General features: G+C 31.6%; 18 protein-coding genes. 9 read left to right on the forward strand and 9 right to left on the reverse strand.

All coding sequences use genetic code 11. The features are described from left to right. Window positions 1-61: 61 nt before the first annotated feature. A complete protein-coding gene (locus FOC48_RS08510) occupies window positions 62-352 on the forward strand; it encodes a PspC domain-containing protein (RefSeq protein WP_003147450.1) in 291 nt (96 codons plus the stop codon). A 47-nt stretch (window positions 353-399) separates the two neighbouring features. On the opposite strand, the gene FOC48_RS08515 is transcribed toward FOC48_RS08510, so the two are convergent. The 3 genes from FOC48_RS08515 to FOC48_RS08525 form a co-directional block, all read right to left on the reverse strand. Then, on the reverse strand, window positions 400-1,098 hold the full coding sequence (locus tag FOC48_RS08515) for an N-acetylmannosamine-6-phosphate 2-epimerase (protein ID WP_003147451.1): 699 nt from the start codon (window positions 1,096-1,098) through the stop codon (window positions 400-402). Window positions 1,099-1,117: 19 nt separating this feature from the next. After that, the gene (locus FOC48_RS08520; RefSeq protein ID WP_003147452.1) at window positions 1,118-1,822 is read right to left on the reverse strand and encodes a GntR family transcriptional regulator; all 705 of its coding nucleotides are present in this window, start codon (window positions 1,820-1,822) and stop codon (window positions 1,118-1,120) included. Between the two features lie 227 nt (window positions 1,823-2,049). Next, window positions 2,050-2,913 carry an ROK family protein gene (locus tag FOC48_RS08525; protein ID WP_003147453.1) on the reverse strand — a complete coding sequence of 288 codons (864 nt, stop codon included), beginning with the start codon at window positions 2,911-2,913 and terminating at the stop codon, window positions 2,050-2,052. Between the two features lie 195 nt (window positions 2,914-3,108). On the opposite strand from FOC48_RS08525, the gene manA reads away from it, so the two are divergent. The 4 genes from manA to FOC48_RS08545 all read left to right on the forward strand — a co-directional run bounded on the left by manA (window position 3,109) and on the right by FOC48_RS08545 (window position 8,054). Continuing rightward, window positions 3,109-4,056 (forward strand): mannose-6-phosphate isomerase, class I, encoded by a 948-nt coding sequence (gene manA / locus FOC48_RS08530; RefSeq protein ID WP_003147454.1) that lies wholly within the window; start codon window positions 3,109-3,111, stop codon window positions 4,054-4,056. A 474-nt stretch (window positions 4,057-4,530) separates the two neighbouring features. Continuing rightward, window positions 4,531-5,409, forward strand: a complete 879-nt coding sequence (locus FOC48_RS08535; RefSeq protein WP_003147455.1) for an N-acetylneuraminate lyase — start codon at window positions 4,531-4,533, stop codon at window positions 5,407-5,409. Between the two features lie 96 nt (window positions 5,410-5,505). Further along, window positions 5,506-7,059 carry a sodium:solute symporter family protein gene (locus FOC48_RS08540; protein ID WP_003147456.1) on the forward strand — a complete coding sequence of 518 codons (1,554 nt, stop codon included), beginning with the start codon at window positions 5,506-5,508 and terminating at the stop codon, window positions 7,057-7,059. 182 nt (window positions 7,060-7,241) lie between these two features. Beyond that, entirely contained in the window at window positions 7,242-8,054 is an 813-nt protein-coding gene (locus tag FOC48_RS08545; protein ID WP_003147457.1) for an acetylxylan esterase, read from the forward strand. Window positions 8,055-8,167: 113 nt separating this feature from the next. Here the strand turns inward: FOC48_RS08545 and FOC48_RS08550 are convergent, their stop codons facing one another. Both FOC48_RS08550 and FOC48_RS08555 read right to left on the reverse strand, forming a co-directional pair. Then, entirely contained in the window at window positions 8,168-8,746 is a 579-nt protein-coding gene (locus FOC48_RS08550) for a TlpA family protein disulfide reductase (protein WP_003147458.1), read from the reverse strand. A 29-nt stretch (window positions 8,747-8,775) separates the two neighbouring features. Next, window positions 8,776-9,504 (reverse strand): cytochrome c biogenesis CcdA family protein, encoded by a 729-nt coding sequence (locus tag FOC48_RS08555; protein ID WP_003147459.1) that lies wholly within the window; start codon window positions 9,502-9,504, stop codon window positions 8,776-8,778. A gap of 365 nt (window positions 9,505-9,869) precedes the next feature. Between FOC48_RS08555 and FOC48_RS08560 the strand changes: the two genes are divergently transcribed. Continuing rightward, on the forward strand, window positions 9,870-10,946 hold the full coding sequence (locus tag FOC48_RS08560; RefSeq protein WP_003147460.1) for a LysM peptidoglycan-binding domain-containing protein: 1,077 nt from the start codon (window positions 9,870-9,872) through the stop codon (window positions 10,944-10,946). A 152-nt stretch (window positions 10,947-11,098) separates the two neighbouring features. Here FOC48_RS08560 and FOC48_RS08565 read toward each other — a convergent pair whose 3' ends face one another. The 4 genes from FOC48_RS08565 to FOC48_RS08575 are packed head-to-tail and all read right to left on the reverse strand — an operon-like array spanning window position 11,099 to window position 12,426. Beyond that, window positions 11,099-11,773: a CHAP domain-containing protein gene (locus tag FOC48_RS08565; protein WP_003147461.1), complete on the reverse strand. Its 675-nt coding sequence runs from the start codon at window positions 11,771-11,773 to the stop codon at window positions 11,099-11,101. A gap of 23 nt (window positions 11,774-11,796) precedes the next feature. Continuing rightward, window positions 11,797-11,958 (reverse strand): YvrJ family protein, encoded by a 162-nt coding sequence (locus FOC48_RS10185; RefSeq protein WP_155801239.1) that lies wholly within the window; start codon window positions 11,956-11,958, stop codon window positions 11,797-11,799. A gap of 40 nt (window positions 11,959-11,998) precedes the next feature. After that, the gene (locus FOC48_RS08570; RefSeq protein WP_003147462.1) at window positions 11,999-12,211 is read right to left on the reverse strand and encodes a DUF2922 domain-containing protein; all 213 of its coding nucleotides are present in this window, start codon (window positions 12,209-12,211) and stop codon (window positions 11,999-12,001) included. 20 nt (window positions 12,212-12,231) lie between these two features. Further along, window positions 12,232-12,426: a DUF1659 domain-containing protein gene (locus FOC48_RS08575; protein ID WP_003147463.1), complete on the reverse strand. Its 195-nt coding sequence runs from the start codon at window positions 12,424-12,426 to the stop codon at window positions 12,232-12,234. 220 nt (window positions 12,427-12,646) lie between these two features. On the opposite strand from FOC48_RS08575, the gene FOC48_RS08580 reads away from it, so the two are divergent. From FOC48_RS08580 to FOC48_RS08590, 3 genes are all read left to right on the forward strand, one after another. Continuing rightward, window positions 12,647-13,228 (forward strand): hypothetical protein, encoded by a 582-nt coding sequence (locus FOC48_RS08580; RefSeq protein ID WP_003147464.1) that lies wholly within the window; start codon window positions 12,647-12,649, stop codon window positions 13,226-13,228. A 147-nt stretch (window positions 13,229-13,375) separates the two neighbouring features. Beyond that, a complete protein-coding gene (locus tag FOC48_RS08585) occupies window positions 13,376-13,975 on the forward strand; it encodes a sarcalumenin (protein WP_231291950.1) in 600 nt (199 codons plus the stop codon). Window positions 13,976-14,069: 94 nt separating this feature from the next. Next, window positions 14,070-15,200, forward strand: a complete 1,131-nt coding sequence (locus FOC48_RS08590) for a nucleotidyltransferase family protein (RefSeq protein ID WP_003147466.1) — start codon at window positions 14,070-14,072, stop codon at window positions 15,198-15,200. The last annotated feature ends 272 nt before the right edge of the window (window positions 15,201-15,472 follow it).

Here is a 15,472-nt window from a genome sequence, read left to right on the forward strand (position 1 = left end):
ATATAATATTTATAAAGTCAGAATAATAAAATATCAACAATAAAGTCAGGAGGAATTTATTATGATAGATGGATTAAATAAAATATGGAATAAATTTCTTAATTTTTTAGAAGATAAAAAAATTTATAAATCATATGAAGGAGCTATAGTCTCTGGAGTATGCAGTGGTTTAAGTGAAAGATTTGGAATAAGTGCTAGTTTTTTACGAGTGCTATTCTTATTAGCGAGTATTTTCTCATTCGGTAGTCCGATATTGATATATATACTGTTATCGATAATAATGCCGGTAAAACCGATGAAAGAAAACTACAGAAAATCAAGCTACATCGATGGACGTGCTTGGGAAAAGTAATATAAAGAAAAGTTCTAATTGATCAAGTGTCAATTAGAACTTTTTGTTTATTTCACTGCATCGATAAATCTAGCTGCTATTTCTTTTGGACGGGTAATAGCTCCACCTACTACTACGCTGGATGCGCCTGCATCATAAGCTAATTTAGCTTGATTAGGGTAGTGGATGCGTCCTTCAGCTATGATTGGAACAGAAATAGTTTCAGATAATTTTTTGATAAGATCTAAATCTACTTCATTTGGTCTATCTTTTGTATTTTCTGTGTAACCACTTAAGGTAGTTCCTACAAAATCAACACCTATTTTTTCTGCATTTACACCTTCTTCGAAAGTAGCGATATCAGCCATTAAAATAATGTCAGGATATTTAGCTTTGATTTCTGCAACAAAATCATTAATAGTTGTTCTATCGAAACGAGGGCGTAAAGTACAGTCTAAGGCAATGATTTCACAACCTGTTTCTACAAGGGCGTCTACTTCTTTCATAGTTGCTGTGATGAATTGAGACATACCTTCATAACTTTGTTTGATAATTCCGATAACAGGTAAGTCTACTGTTTCTTTAATTTGAACTATGTCTGTAACACCTTGTGCACGAATACCAACGGCTCCAGCTTCTTTTGCAGCTAGTGCCATAAGTTTCATGATTCCACCTTCTTCAACATATAGTGGTTCTCCAGGTAATGCTTGGCAAGAAACGATAATGCCACCTTTTATTTGGTTTAAGATTTTTTCTTTTTTATCCATAGTTAACTCCAATCAGAGCTTAATCTTTAATGGTTAAGCTGTAGTATTTATAATTTATATATATTTTTACATATTCAAAAATTTTGCCGTCACCGAAGTAAGTGTACCTATCGAATTCAAAACAAGGTTCACCATCTTTTGCGATAAATTTGGCAATTTCTTCAGGAGTATCAACTATAACGTTCATAATTTTTTTAGATTTTTCTTGGTGAATATCTATACGATATTTTTTTCTAATCATAGTAGCAAGCTCTTTGAAACTATCTATATCATTAATATTAACGTCAGGTAAATATTTTATTGGAATATAGTTAGTTTGATGAGCCCATGCGATATTACCAATATATTTTATACGAGCTACTTTTAGAAGTTTTTGATTTTTTAATTTTAATTTAGAACAAAGTTCTTTATCTTGAATAATCTCAGCTTCGATAACTTCAGAGTGCTCAGATACTGATTCTTTAAAGTGTTTGTGGAAGTTGTTATTTTCTGTAACTAGAACTTTTTTGTTAACTAATGTTTTATTAACAAAACTTCCTTTACCTTGAATTCTGAAAATATAACCTGCAGACTCTAATTCATTTAGTACACGTACGGCAGTAGTACTACTAACATTATATATTTCTTTTATCTCTTTTTCTGTATAGAGTTGTTCACCTTCTTTAAAAATACCAGTTTGTATTTTTAAAATGATGTCATTTATAATCTTTTCGTATTTTTTCAAGTTGACTCCTCCTTGATTAATTAATATAAAAATAGACTTATTAAAATTTAATGTGTTAACTTAAACTTATATTATCACTTATCCTGAACTTTGTAAAGAAAAATTTTAATAATATTAGAAAAAAATTAAACGGTTGCATAAGTTGGAGTATTAGAACTAGAGAGATATTGATGAAAAAACAAGCCCCACCTTACTTTTTAGGTAAAGAGGGGATAAGTTTTAATATTTTATTTTTCTACAAATGGGCTGATTGCTCCATATAGAGCTGCATCGTTTCCTAGCTCAGCGGCTAAGAATTTAGTTTTGTTTATTTCGATTGGGTGTAGTTCACGTACTTTAGCTTCAAGTTTGTTTAATAAGTAATCACCTTGAGCAGATACGGCCCCACCGATTACGATGTATTTTGGATCTAAGATACATAGTAAGTTAACAATACCACGAGCAAGCTCGAATAACCATTCGTCTAGTACTTTTAATGCACTTGTATCTTCACGTTTACAAAGATCGAAGAATTCGATAACACTTAGACCTTCGTACATTTCAGATTTAATTTTTCTATCTAATGCAATAGTAGAAGCACGTTGTTCGTATGTAGTTTTAGTATCGAAATCGTAAACAGATTGTCCGATTTCCCCTACACCGAAGTTAGATCCGAAAGGAAGGCTGTTTAAGTAGTAAGCCCCACCGATTCCAGTTCCTAAAGCCATACAGAATACTTCATCAAGACCTTTAGCTCCACCAAGCCATTGTTCACCAAGTAAAGCACAGTTAACGTCGTTATCAGCATATACTGGAATACCTAGTCTATCTCCAAAATCACGTTTGAAGTTAGTTCCAAGGTAGTTTTTAATAGTTGGAGCAGCACGGATTACTTCCATGTGTACATTATCGATAACTCCAGCTGCAGAAATACCTGCTGCAGAGAAGTTGTAAGATTCACGGATTTTGCTTGCTATTCTGAACATTTCGTCAGTAATTTTTACAGTTACGTTGTCAGGTGTTTTACAAGTTTCGTAGTGGATGATTTTATAGTTATCATCAAATACAGCAAATTTTATACTTGTCCCACCGATATCAATTCCTAAATACATATTATACCTACTTTCTAAATAAAGACATATTGTTCTTTAAAATTTATTAATGTTAAAAAATCTTTACAACGATATATTACCATAAAAACGTTTTTTTGAAAATAAGTTATTGAAAAAAATATAAGGTATCTGTTATATAAAGTAACATACTTAGTGTATAATAAAAGCGTAGGTATATAATAAAAGGAGAAGAAAATGGATAAAATTATATTTTTAGAGCCTGTATTTTGTGAAAGAATATGGGGAGGACGCAATTTAGAAAGTTTTAATTTTTCTATTCCACAAGGAAATATTGGAGAAGCATGGGTAATTGCAGCTCATGATAATGGAAGTTCAAAAATAACAAATGGACAGTTGGCAGGATTGACACTAAAAGAGGCTTACGAGAAACAACCTACGTTATTTACAGAAAAAATTTATGATAAGTTTCCGTTATTGATTAAAATCTTAGATGCTAGTGATAATTTATCGGTTCAAGTGCATCCTGAAGACGACTATGCGCGAGTAAATGAGAATGGAGAGCTAGGTAAGACTGAATGTTGGTATGTATTAGATGCTAAAGAAGGTGCGAAATTAGTATATGGACATACCGCTAAAACAAAAGAAGAGTTTAATAGTAAAATAGACGCTGAGCAATGGAATGAGCTGTTTATTGAGAAAAATGTAAAAGCAGGAGATTTCTTCTATATTCCAGCGGGGACACTTCATGCGATTGGAGAAGGAATTTTAATTTATGAAGTGCAACAGAACTCTGATACAACATATAGAGTTTACGATTATGATCGTGTTGATAAAGATGGAAATGCTCGCGAACTACATATAGAAAAAACAAAAGATGTTACAAAAGTTCCTTTTGAAAAAGCTACAACAAGTCCTAAAGAGGAGAAGTTGGATGGAGCTACTATAACATACTTAGCAGATGAGAAGTATTTTTCTGTTTATAAAGTAGATGTTAAAGGTCAGGTTTCGCTAGATAAAACTGCGACAGGAAATTTATTTACTGTTCTTGATGGTAAAGGTAGAGTGGTAATTGATGGAACTAGTTATGATGTAAAAAAAGGAGATAGCTTTATTCTAACAACAGCTTGCTCATCATATACATTAGAAGGAAATATGTTCCTAATCGGAAGCTATGATAGATAGAATGTTCTAAAGAATGTGAATCTTAAAATAAGAGGGGCTGATCTAAAAGTCCTAGATTTTATAAAAAATTATATGAGAACGTATAGACGCAAGAGTTTACTGATATTTAAAGAAAGTTTTAATATCTAATAAACTTAGCGGGAGTGACTCGACAAAATCGATTTCTTTGAAATTATGATTTTTGAGTCGCTCCTTTTTTATATTTAAGAGTTTAATGCATTAATTAGATAATAGAAGACTAGACAAATACTAGATAAATAACGTATAAAACAACTCAACAATAATAATGATTGAATCATACCAGATATAGCTTAAAGGTTAACAGATAAAAGGGTTTCAAAAAATATTATAATTTTAATTTTTTCTATTGACAAACGATAGAAAACGTTTTACAATATAAGTGTGTTAAAATTTAATGTGTTAAATAAATACAAAAAATAAAAATAATAAAAACAAATAACGGAGGTTATAACAATGAAAGATTTAAAAGGACTTTATTCAGCTTTACTTATTCCATTTGACGAAAATGGTGAGGTTAAAGAAGAGGGACTAAGACAGGTTATTGAACATAACATCAATGTAAGTAAAATTGATGGTCTATATGTTAACGGAAGTAGTGGGGAGAACTTCTTATTAAACACTGCTCAAAAGAAACAAATTTTTAAATTTGTAAAAGAAGTAGTTGGGGACAGAGTTAAGCTTATCGCTCAAGTTGGATCTTTAGATTTAAATGAAGCTGTAGAACTAGCTAAATACGCTACAGAATTAGGATACGACTCATTATCAGCAGTTACTCCATTCTACTACCCACTATCATTCAACGAAATCAAACACTACTACAAAACAATCATCGATGCAACTGACAACAGCATGATTCTTTACTACATTCCATTCTTAACAGGGGTTAAAATTAGTTTAGATCAATTCGCTGAATTACTAGAAGATGAAAAAGTTATCGGTGTTAAATACACTGCAGCAGACTTCTATCAATTAGAAAGATTCAGAAAACGATTCCCTAACAAACTAATTTGGTCTGGATTTGATGAAATGTTAGTTCAAGCTGCTATTACTGGAGTAGACGGAGCTATCGGTTCTACATACAATGTTAACGGACAAAGAAGTCAAGAAATCTTCAGACTTGCTAAAGAAGGTAAAGTTGCTGAAGCTTATGAACTTCAACACGAAGCAAATGACGTAATTGAAAAAGTTCTTGAATTAGGATTATACCAAACACTTAAAGAAATCCTTAAAGTTAAAGGAATCGATGCAGGAACTTGTAAAAAACCTATGAAATCATTCGATCCAGCTAAATTAGCTGAAGTTGAAAAATTAGTTAAAGATTATAACCTATAATTTTTAAAAAAATAAGGGGTATATTAGGGGTAAGGAAAGAGGAGCCAAGCTCCTCCTTCCAAAATAAGAAGTAAATAAAATTAGGAGGAGAGTACCATGGACAAAATAGGATTTGGTACACTGAATAGTATAGTTTTAGCAGTTTATCTAATAGCTATGCTAGGTATAGGGGTGTATTTCACTAAAAAAGCAGGTGAAAGCACGGACGAATTCTTTAAAGCTGGTGGAAATATCCCATCTTGGGCAGTAGGATTCTCAATTTATGCAACAACATTATCAGCCATTACATTTATGGCGACACCGGAAAAAGCATTTAACGGTGACTGGACATATGCAGCAGGGAACTTTTCAATTATCGCGATTATTCCGATATTAATTCACTACTATGTTCCATTCTTTAGAAAATTAAATGTAACTACAGCGTATGAATATTTAGAAGAACGTTTTAATCCTAGTGTACGTGTAGTAGGAAGTGTGTTATTCTCACTATTCCATATTGGACGTGTAGCTATCGTTATTTATTTACCAACAGTAGCGATTACATCAGTATCGACACTTAATCCATTCTTAGTGTGTGCGGTAATCGGGTTACTTTGTGTAGTTTACTCATTCTTAGGAGGGGTAGAAGGGGTTATCTGGACAGACGTTATCCAAGGTATTATTTTACTTGGAGGAGCTGTTTTAGTAATAATCTTAGGAGCTTACCACGTAGGCGGATTTGGACACATTACTCAAGATGCTTTAGCAAATGGTAAAATTATAACTGCTGAGAAATTTAATTGGTCACTAACTGCATCTACTATTCCAATCATCTTCATTGGATCAGTATTTAACAGTTTACAACAATATACAGCTTCTCAAGACGTAGTTCAACGTTATAGTACTACTGAATCAGTTAAAGAAACTAATAAATCACTTTGGACTAACGGATTATTAGCATTCATCTCTATTCCAATTTTCTATGGAATGGGAACAGTTCTTTACAGCTTCTATAAAGGTAGCCACGCTGTAACTAAATTACCAGACTTCATGAATGCTGAAGTAGTAGGTAAAGCAGCTAACACAACAGCTTTAGTACCTTACTTCATCTTAACAGCATTACCAGCAGGTATCGCTGGATTAGTTATCGCAGCTATTTTAGCAGCTGCTCAATCAACTATCGCATCAAGCTTAAACTCAATTTCTGCTTGTATCACAGTTGATATTAAACAACGTTTCTTCGGACTAAGTAAAGATGCTAAACAAGACGTTCTATTAGCTCGTGTTATCATTATTGTAGCAGGGGTACTTGGAACAATTGCAGCATTATACTTTGTTAACACTAACCAAAAAGAAACTTGGGATTTATTCCTTAAATATATCGGACTTCTAGGAGTGCCTTTAGCTGGTACATTTGCACTTGGTATCTTTACTAAACGTGCAAACGGAGCTGGAGCATTATTAGGATTATTAGTAGCAGGTGTTGTATGTTGGTATATCCAAGACTACACAACTTATGCTAAACAAAGTCCATTTATCTTCTCAGGATTCTCATTCTTAAGTGCATTAGTATTCGGATATATCTGTAGTTTCTTCTTTAGATCTACAAAAAATATCACTGGACTTACTATTCATACTAAAGATCAAGAATACGTAAAAGAAGCAAAATAATAAGCAAAGACCTTAAATATAATATAACAAACTTACGAAGAACAACCCTCGATGTAAAAGTCGGGGATTGTTCTTTTTATAATAGTTTATTAGAGTTTTGAGACAGTGAGTTAGGATACTGTTTTTCTAAAGTTTGTTGATGTATAATTGTATTGAAATATAGGAGTTGGGAAGGTGAGAGAATGAAATTAGAGAAAGAACGAGAAGTAAATTATAAGGTTAGTATTTTAAAAGATTATGCTGAGATGCAATTATTGTCGATTGAATTTGATGCCATAGATAATTCAAAAATTTATGCTGAACTTGTTGTGAAAAAAGATAATAACAAAGGACTAATATTAGAAATTCCAGATTATGAGGAAGTGCCGAGTAGCGAGGTAAGTCTTATGAGGTACGGTGTGCTAGGATATAGTTGCGGATCGCTTCATGTGAGGGGAGACAGAGGGAGAAGTGAAAATAAGCAACCAGCTTCGATATATTTCCCATTTTTAAATAATAATAGTGAGGATGATTTATATTATAATTTTGCTTATCAAGATGGGATAGATTTAGTGAATATTCTTAAGAGGGAGTTTCCGGATTTGCAAGTGACGATTGTTGCTAAAGGTCAGGGGGCTGCTATCGGGATTGTCACAGCTGCAGTTGGTAAAAAAGTCCAAAATTTATTTATTTCAAATGTTCAAAATGCAGATTTCAAATTTATTTTTGATAATAATCTTGATGTAGGAGTTTATGATGGTATTCGAGAATATAATCGTAATTATCATGAAAAAGAGGAATACTTATTAGAGAAGTTAGGAAAAATTGATGTGTTAAATTATGCAGAGGATGTTGAAGCGGAAGTTAACTTCGGTTATTCAAGTTTAGATGATGAGCGAAATATTGTTATTAATAAAAAGTTAGCTAGTATATTTAAACGAAAGAAAGTTACAGTTTTTGAGTATGAAGATTTAAATATTCATAAGAAACTGATTGAAGAGTGGCTGATAAACTAGGATATGAACTAATAATGGATCTACGTATAAAATAAAATCCGAATCTAATAGTTACACAATCGCAAGGTTCAGGCTTGGGATAGTTTGTAACGTATTAGATTCAGATATTTTTATTATTTAAGTTTTTCTATTTCTTTAGTTAGTGATTCTTCAGTAACGCCTCCAGCGATTCTAGTTTCAAACGTACCATCACTATTGATTAAAATGTGAGTAGGGAATGAACGAATTGCGTAGTTTATGATGAAGCGGTCGTTAACATCGAAAAGAACAGGATAAGTTGCACCAAGTTCTTTTGCTTTTTTAAGAATTACATCTTTACTTTTATCCTGAGGACTTTTGTTTTTAAATTCTGCATCATTAGGTGAAGTCATTGACAGAAAGACAATATCTTTATTATCTTTATATTTTTGATAAACTTTTTCTAATTCTGGAATCTCTCTCATACAAGGTCCACACCAGCTTGCCCACATGTTAATATAGACTTTTTTACCTTTGAAATCACTAAGTTTTACAGTTTTTCCATCTTTATCCATTGCAGTAAAATCAAAAGCTTGAGTAGCTTTAGTTTCATTAGATGAAGATGTAGAAGTTTGTTTGTTTGTCTCTTCTTTTTTTTCAGAAGTGCTTGAGCATGCACTTAAAATTAAAGCACTACTAAGAAAAGTTGCGCTAAGTATTGTTAGTTTTTTCATATTAATTTCCTCCAGTTGAAATCACAAGTTTAAGTAAAGTATCTAGTTAAAGTGATAAATGATCCACTTAGGATTAGAACACCTATTAAGATAAGGATAATTCCTGAGATAACTTGTGTATATTTTAGAATGTTTGTATGTTTTTTGAATAGTTCTAATAATTTTGAAGCGAAGAATGCTACAAGGATGAATGGTAAGATAAATCCTAAGCAATAAGCAAGAATTAGAAGAACACTCATTATTCCAGTGTGACTAGATGCATATAAGAAAACACTAGCTAAGATTGGTCCAATACATGGAGTCCAAGAAAAGCTAAATGTGAATCCCATTAGAAAAGCAAGAATAGGAGTAGTTTTATTTCCTTTTCTCTTAACTTTATTTTTTATTGAGAATTCTTGTTTTAAAAATCCTATCTTGAAGACACCTAGTTGTAATAGTCCCATAAAAATAATTAAGACACCACTAACGATTTGTAAAGTTTTAATATTTTCGTTTAAGAAAATACTGATAAAACTAGTTGCAAAAGCTAGGATGAAGAAAGTTGAACAAATACCAAGTACGAATGAAAGTGTATTTGTAATAGTGTTACGTTTATTAAAAACTAGTTCTCCATGTTCATTCATTTCTTTTTTTCCAGCTAAAATACCGATATAAATAGGTAATATAGGTATTACGCAAGGAGAAAGAAAAGATAGTAGCCCTTCTAAAAAGACAAGGCCCATTTTTAAGACAGAACTAGCTGTATTAAAATCTGTCATAAACCCCCCTAAATATTAAATTTAAAATTACAGATTTACTATATTATAAAAACGTTTCAAATGCAATTAAATTGCTTGATAAAAGAATTAATATTACGATAATAATATAATGTAACAGGGAGTTATCGTTATTGTTACAAAACTGTTACAAGTATTGAAAAACCGATACATTCAACATATAATGGTATTACGTCGAAGTTATAAAGCAATCGAAGTGATTCGAAAGAAAATCTAGACGTTAGAAATTAGACATAAACATTAGAAATTAGACATAAACATTAGAAATTAGAAAATAGAAATTTAAATAGAATTTAGTAAAAAATGAGTCGCTTGACTCGAACTTAATTTTAAGGAGATTAGAATAGATGAGTAAATTACAAAAATTAGTAGCCGCTACGGCAATCGTATCAACAGTAGGTGTTGGTTTATCACAAATCGCTGATGCAGATACATATACAGTAAAAAAAGGTGATACTCTTTGGGATATCGCAATCAACAACGGAACAACTGTTGATCAACTTATGCAAGACAACAACTTAACAAGTTCATTAATTTTCCCTGGGGATAAATTAACTTACAACACAACAGTAGCTCAAGTAGCTCAAGCTAAAGAAGAAGGTTACTACACAGTAGTATTAGGAGATACTTTAGGGAAAATTTCTAACAGATTCGGTGTTTCAGTAGACCAACTTGTTAAATTAAACAAACTTGAAAATCCTAACTTAATTTATGTTGGAACAGTATTAAAAGTAAGTGAAAACGCAGCTACTAAAACTGAAGTTTCAGTACCAAAAGCAGAAGCAACAGTAGCAAAAGCAACTGTAGTAGAAAACACTGCAGAAAAAACTGTAGCTAAAGTAGACACAGTTCAAACTGTACCTGCAAAACCAGCAGCAGCTACTTCAAAAGTGGAAACTCCAGCAGTAGCACCAAAAGCAGAGGTTAAAAAAGAAACTCCAGCGGTAGCGCCAAAAGCGGAAGTTAAAAAAGAAACTCCAGCGGTAGCGCCAAAAGCGGAAGTTAAAAAAGAAACTCCAGTAGCAACAGCAGCACCGACAGTAGCAGCAAAACCAGCAGCTCCAGCGGCAGCAGCAACTACTCAAGCGGCTTCTTCAAACAAAGGAGCAGCAATCTACCAAGCGGCATTAGCTCAATTAGGTAGATACCAAGACTGTACAATGCTAGTAACAAATGCTCTTAAAGCAGTAGGAATCAACTTCCACGACTGGCCAGCAGGATATATGAGCTTAGGAACTGTAGTTCCAGCATCACAAGCTCAACCTGGAGACTTAGTTTACTACGCAAATGGTGGATTAGGAGCAGCTCACATCGCAGTTTATGCAGGTAACGGTCAAGCAGTTCACGGTGGATGGTTAGGTAACCAAACAGCGCTTAACTCTGCAAACGTTGGTAGTGGAGCAGTATACATCCGCGTTAAATAATTAAAAGAAATATAATAAAAAGTGATTGGAATTTTCCAGTCGCTTTTTTATTTTATGAGAATTTATCGTTTGAATAGATATGTAAAATAATCGGACTGATGGAAAAAATCAGTCCGATTGAATTATATAGATTTAAATCAATCTATAAATAATTATTCAAATTTTCCCCAGCTACTAGTTCTTCTATTTCCATCATGGGTTCCTGTAGCTAAGTAATGTCGTTCTTTTGAGTAAGAAATGTAGCTGATCCAAACAAAACCTTCCTTGATTACGTAGCTATCATAATATACTCGTTCACCTTCGTAATATGTATTAACAATTTTCCCTAGTTTGCTTGGTTTAACTCTGACATTTATTGACGAAACTCCTACAGTAAAATAACCGTTTTCTGGGATTCTAGACCATTCTTCACTGGAATCGTAACTAGGTCTTATGAACCCAACTAGATAAGTATCATCACGACTCATGATACGAGCGATACCTCCACGTTCTGGGGTACCATCAACATTTTGTTCTACAGAGGTAATAGTACTACCATTTACCTCAATAACTATTCCTACATGTCCGTACTTATCCCAATCTCCCCAGTGCCAGATTGCTATGTCTCCAGGAGCTACTTCTACATCCCCTTTGTAATATCTTTTCCAACCAGGAGGTATAGAGTTAGTTAGATAATCTATAGCGTTGCCGTATATTTGAAAGTTTGCAAAGTTTTTTACGTAGGCCATAGTAAGATCGACGCATTGTGCACCATACATACCATCCATATCAATCCATTTATATACATTATCTTTAGCCCAATTTACCATTGTTTGTTGACTTGTCATAATATTTACTCCCTTTATTTGTGTTATTTGTTGCTAATATCTAGATTTAATTTTGTTTCGATAATACGAGTAAGTTCGTTTAAATTTTTCCCTATGTTTTGCAGCGTATTGTCTAATTTCAATAAAAAGAATACTGCAACAAATATAGGAAATCCTACAGTATTAATGAAATTTAATATATCCATAAAAAAAGGTGCGGAATTAACCGCACCTCCCTCCCTTCTATTATTGAAGTTCGCTTGCTTCACGTGTAACGTAAGTAGCTTTTTTAAAACCTGTTAGAGTGTGTTTATCGTTGTTGAAAACTTTAGTATCAATAATTTTCTGAGCAACACCTTCCACAGTAGCTTTACTTAAGTTTTCTTTTGGATGTGATAAAGCGACGTGATAAGTTTTTTTGTTTTCTGTATTGAAATAAATGTTTAATTTTTTCTCCATAATGTGTTTTTCCTCCTAAATTATAGTGCCTCTTTTGTATTGGTTGTAATAGTATCAATATTTTTATCGATAAGTTTTTTTAATTCTTCCCCAACTTCTTTTAAAGTATTATCCTCAGTGTTTGGAGAAACCTCGAAGTTATAACTTTTAGTAACTTGTTTTTGGTTTTTTTCTTCACCATAGTTTAAATGTAAAACTTTTTTTAATATACTCATTTTGAAATCTCCTTTGTTGTTTGTTATTTGTCTTTGGCCGCTGACATTATATTTATCGAAATAACTGACCATGGTTTGTCAAAAATAATTCTTTTTCCTATTGATCAGTTTTAGTGAAAGTTTTAAGTACAATTTAATTTGAATAGAGTATAATAAAAAAGTAGTGGAAATATGCTAAAAATAGTATTATAATATATTAGTAACGAAGGAGGGGAATATAATGAAAGATAATAGATTGTTGAAAGTGTTATGGGGTATTGTATTAGCTATATTCTTATGTAGTGCGCTATTCATAGGGATAAGTTATTTTACTGGTGGAGATAGTTCGAGTAAGAAAAAGGATAATGATACTACAGATGTATCTTCATCGAAAACTAAAGACAAAGATGAGTCTAAGTCTAAATCAAAAGAGAAAAGTGATGAGGAGAAATATAGAGAAAACAAAGATTCTAATAATGGAAATAGTTCATCGTCTTCAAACTCTTCTAAATCAGAAAGTAACAAATCAAGTGATAATGACAGAGTTGTAAGTAATAGACCAACTAACAACAGTAATACAGCTTCAAATAGCAATGCTAATGTTACTAAGAAAGAAGAAGTGAATACTGAAAATAAAGAGGATAATAGTAGTTCATCTTCTAACAACACATCATCGCAAGGAACATATGGAAGTTCAGCTGATGCTAAAAAATATGCTAATGATGAAATAGCAAGATTAGCAAAAGAAAATAAAAAACACTATAGTTATACTGTAGATAGAAATAACAAAGGTGAATTTGTTGTAAATATTAAAGAAGGTTAGAATTTAAAAAGCACAATCTTTAGGAATACGTTAAAGATTGTGCTTTTATTGTGCGTAAAAAAGAGATAATAAATACCTGTTTATTTTAGCAAAATATTATAATAAGTGGTATAATATAGGGTAAGTATGAAAGAGGATATGAAAATTATGAAAAAAAATAAAATTATGATATATAGCATTTTATCATGTATTATTGCGATTATTATTTTTTTAACAATCAGTTATTTTGGTAAGGAGGAACCTGTTCAGAAAAAGGATTCATCACAAAGTGAAAAGAAACAAGAACAGGTGGAACAGACGAAAGACAATAAACATGATGAAGATAATAATCAATCTACAGAGGTAAAAAAAGAAGAAAACTCTGAAAAGAACGATGCTGAATCTAATAATGACAAAAAAGAAGTTATACAAAATAAGGAAAAAACAATAATTAGAAATAGTGGTAATGAATCTCAAAAAAATGCTAAGATCCAAGATTATAATGGGAAAAAACTTTCGGATTCAGAAGGTGTTGGAACGACTGGTAAAGTTTTTAATTCTCAAAAGGAAGCTTTAGATTTTGGAAAACAAGAGGTTAAGAAGTTAACTGAAGGAGATAAAAAACCTAGACAATTTTCTATAAGTAAGGTAACAGCGAAAGATGGAAGTCTTGTAGGATGGACTGTAGATATATTTGAAGATAATAGTGTTGAGAAAATAGTGTCTAATCCAACAGAGGACACTGAGAAGAACAAAGATAAAGAATAAGAAAAGCGAGGAGATTACTTAGTATTTAAAAGCATTAAGTAAAAAACTCGCTATCTTTATATTTATACAAAAATAGTAAAAAAGAGGTGGAAAAATGAGAATTGGAATAGTTGCAGAATTTAATCCATTACATAGTGGACATAGATATTTAATAGAATGTGCAAGGAAAATAGCTGATGAAAATAATGGAGAAGTAATTTGTGTAATGAGTGAATTTTTTACCCAAAGAGGTGAAGTTGCGATAGTAGATGGATATATTCGTGCTAAGGAAGCTGTTAGGTGTGGTTGTGATCTAGTCCTTGCGCTACCTTATCTCGGAAGTGTCGCGTATGGTGACGACTTTGCTAAAAAGAGTATAGAGATATTATTCGGTGCTGGGATAACTCATTTAATCTTTGGGACTGAAAATGAAGATGTAAGTATGTTTGAAGAAATTTACACAAAACAGCAAAATGAAAATGGAGAAGAATATAAAAAATTATTAAAAACTGGTAGTAATCACGCTAAGATTAATAGCATATTATATGGATTAGAAAATAATAATCCGAATTTCAGTTTAGCGTATAGTTATTATAAAGCTATTAGAGAAGCGAATTTAGATATTAAACTGATTCCTGTAAAAAGAGAAGGTCAAGGGTTAAATAGTGGTGACGTTTCTGAACAAGTGCATCTTAGTGCGACGGCTATAAGGAATAATATAAATGATGAAAAGATAGAAAAATATCTTTCAAGAGAGATGCTTGCTGATTTGAGGAAAGAAAATATAGCATCTGAAGCAGAGTTATTCCCATATTTAAAATATAAAATTTTAACCTTAGGTAAAGTGGGAATCGAGAAAATTTATGATGTTAGCGAAGGATTAGAAAATAGAATTTATGAAGCGGTGCTTAAGGCAGAGAATTATAATGATTTAGTAAATTTAATAGCGACAAAAAGGTATAGTAATAAAAAAATTCAGAGGGTACTACTTCATATTCTAACAAATACTACAAAAGAAAATTACAAAAAATATTTTTCTACTAATAATTTTAGAGTACTAGCTGTAAAAAAGGACAAAGCAGCTATTATTAGAGAGATTAATAGAGATGGTAAAATTAATCTTCATCCACTTTTGAATAGCAAAAATAGTATGAACTTCGAACAAGATATTAAAGTAGCTAGAATATACGAATTTTTGTTCAGTAAGAAAGATGTTTTTAGAGAAAATATACAAATAATATATTAATGATAAAGGGTTGACTCAACAAAATCAATTTTGCCAAGTCAGTCCCTTTCTTGTTGTAGATAATAAAAGTCTAATTTATGTAAATTCTAAAAAAGTTAACGCTAGTTTACATATATACTTTAACTAAAATTTATGTAACTATATTATAATATTTTATATTGGATTAATTATGATCGTTTTAACAAAACTATAATTGAAAAATATTTTTCAAATTATATGATTTATATAAACAAGTATAAAAGAAGTAAAAAAACATTAAATTTTAAAGAGAA

It is taken from the genome of Gemella haemolysans (assembly GCF_012273215.1).
GTDB classification, from domain to species: domain Bacteria; phylum Bacillota; class Bacilli; order Staphylococcales; family Gemellaceae; genus Gemella; species Gemella haemolysans_A.

What these genes read in the sequence shown, in the direction of transcription:
- FOC48_RS08510 (WP_003147450.1), top strand. Translation starts at nt 62, where the DNA reads ATGATAGATGGATTAAATAAAATATGGAATAAATTTCTTAATTTTTTA.
- FOC48_RS08515 (WP_003147451.1), bottom strand. Translation starts at nt 1,098, where the DNA reads ATGGATAAAAAAGAAAAAATCTTAAACCAAATAAAAGGTGGCATTATC.
- FOC48_RS08525 (WP_003147453.1), bottom strand. Translation starts at nt 2,913, where the DNA reads ATGTATTTAGGAATTGATATCGGTGGGACAAGTATAAAATTTGCTGTA.
- manA (WP_003147454.1), top strand. Translation starts at nt 3,109, where the DNA reads ATGGATAAAATTATATTTTTAGAGCCTGTATTTTGTGAAAGAATATGG.
- FOC48_RS08535 (WP_003147455.1), top strand. Translation starts at nt 4,531, where the DNA reads ATGAAAGATTTAAAAGGACTTTATTCAGCTTTACTTATTCCATTTGAC.
- FOC48_RS08540 (WP_003147456.1), top strand. Translation starts at nt 5,506, where the DNA reads ATGGACAAAATAGGATTTGGTACACTGAATAGTATAGTTTTAGCAGTT.
- FOC48_RS08545 (WP_003147457.1), top strand. Translation starts at nt 7,242, where the DNA reads ATGAAATTAGAGAAAGAACGAGAAGTAAATTATAAGGTTAGTATTTTA.
- FOC48_RS08550 (WP_003147458.1), bottom strand. Translation starts at nt 8,746, where the DNA reads ATGAAAAAACTAACAATACTTAGCGCAACTTTTCTTAGTAGTGCTTTA.
- FOC48_RS08555 (WP_003147459.1), bottom strand. Translation starts at nt 9,504, where the DNA reads ATGACAGATTTTAATACAGCTAGTTCTGTCTTAAAAATGGGCCTTGTC.
- FOC48_RS08560 (WP_003147460.1), top strand. Translation starts at nt 9,870, where the DNA reads ATGAGTAAATTACAAAAATTAGTAGCCGCTACGGCAATCGTATCAACA.
- FOC48_RS08565 (WP_003147461.1), bottom strand. Translation starts at nt 11,773, where the DNA reads ATGACAAGTCAACAAACAATGGTAAATTGGGCTAAAGATAATGTATAT.
- FOC48_RS10185 (WP_155801239.1), bottom strand. Translation starts at nt 11,958, where the DNA reads ATGGATATATTAAATTTCATTAATACTGTAGGATTTCCTATATTTGTT.
- FOC48_RS08570 (WP_003147462.1), bottom strand. Translation starts at nt 12,211, where the DNA reads ATGGAGAAAAAATTAAACATTTATTTCAATACAGAAAACAAAAAAACT.
- FOC48_RS08575 (WP_003147463.1), bottom strand. Translation starts at nt 12,426, where the DNA reads ATGAGTATATTAAAAAAAGTTTTACATTTAAACTATGGTGAAGAAAAA.
- FOC48_RS08580 (WP_003147464.1), top strand. Translation starts at nt 12,647, where the DNA reads ATGAAAGATAATAGATTGTTGAAAGTGTTATGGGGTATTGTATTAGCT.
- FOC48_RS08585 (WP_231291950.1), top strand. Translation starts at nt 13,376, where the DNA reads ATGAAAAAAAATAAAATTATGATATATAGCATTTTATCATGTATTATT.
- FOC48_RS08590 (WP_003147466.1), top strand. Translation starts at nt 14,070, where the DNA reads ATGAGAATTGGAATAGTTGCAGAATTTAATCCATTACATAGTGGACAT.